General features: G+C 61.9%; 1 protein-coding gene. It reads left to right on the top strand.

What is annotated here, in order from left to right; genetic code table 11:
- Positions 1-85 precede the first annotated feature (85 nt).
- Positions 86-1,195: an IS110 family RNA-guided transposase gene (locus tag BM052_RS19265; RefSeq protein ID WP_091149489.1), complete on the top strand. Its 1,110-nt coding sequence runs from the start codon at positions 86-88 to the stop codon at positions 1,193-1,195.
- Positions 1,196-1,332 lie beyond the last annotated feature (137 nt).

Here is a 1,332-nt window from a genome sequence, read left to right as displayed (position 1 = left end):
CGCGCCTTGGGTGGCTGGCCCTACACTGCGCATCCGAGGGTTTCTCGGACGGGCCGAGTCGATCCTCATCACAGGAGGACGAGCCGTGGAACATTGTACAGAAGTCTTCGTCGGTATCGATGTCGCAAAAGCACGGAATGCCGTAGCTGTGGCGGATGGGGAACGCGGAGGCGAGGTGCGCTATCTGGGTGAGTTGGCCGCTACCCCCGAAGCGATGCGGCGAATGGTGCAGCGCCTCGCAAGCCGGCATCAGCAATTGCATTTCTGCTATGAGGCGGGACCGACTGGCTACGGGCTATACAGGCTCATTACATCGATGGGCTATCCATGCACGGTGATCGCACCTTCGCTGATACCCAAACGCGCCGGGGACAGAGTGAAAACGAACCGGCGCGACGCGATCGAACTGGCGAAGCTGCTGCGCGCCGGGGAACTCACGGCAGTCTGGGTGCCGGATGAAGCCCATGAAGCGGTCCGCGATCTGATACGTGCCCGCACCGCAGCAGTTGAGATTTTACGCGTACATCGCCAGCAGGTCAGCGCATTGCTTCTGAAGCACGGGACGAGCTACCCGGGCAAGAAAACATGGGGCGCACGGCACCTCAAATGGCTGCAAGAGCAGCGGTTTGATCACCCGGCGCATCAGATCGCGCTTCAGGAAATGGTTGATGCCGTGCGCGTCGCCAAGGAGCGTGTGGCTCGCCTTGAGCACGCAATCGAGGAGTTTCTCCCCCAGTGGGTACTGGAGCCGGTCGTGCGCGCCTTGCAAGCGCTGCGGGGCGTCGATCTCATCGTGGCCATCACCTTCGTCACCGAGATCGGCGACATGCGGCGCTTTGACAATCCCCGGCAGCTCATGGCCTACATCGGCCTGGTGCCAAGCGAGCGCTCAACCGGTGATACAGTGAGACGAGGAGGCATAACCAAGGCCGGCAATACCCGGATGCGCCAGTTGTTGGTCGAGAGCGCCTGGAGCTATCGTTATGCCCCCAAGGTTGGAGCGAGGAAGCTCTATCTGCTGGAGAAAACGACACCTGCCGTCCGTGACATCGCCTGGAAAGCCCAGAGCCGCCTCTCCGCGCGATACCGCGCCCTCACGACCAAGGGCAAGAAAAGCACTGTAGTGTGTACTGCGGTCGCAAGGGAACTGGTTGGCTTCATGTGGGCTGCAGCCCGCGAAGCCCAACCAGCCTGACATCTGCCACCAACCCCGCGTACAGGCGGGGGTGGGATCATCGGCAGGGGAACATCCGACGGACGTTTTGTGGCCGGCATCGCCGACGCCCGCAGTAAGAACGGATCAGCCCCGGACGCATACTCGGAACTGCGGTA

Origin of the sequence: Novosphingobium sp. CF614, from assembly GCF_900113255.1 — a bacterium.
Lineage (GTDB): Bacteria > Pseudomonadota > Alphaproteobacteria > Sphingomonadales > Sphingomonadaceae > Novosphingobium.
The sequence above is the reverse complement of the archived record's forward strand: the minus strand, read 5'-3'. Positions and strand labels throughout refer to the sequence as shown.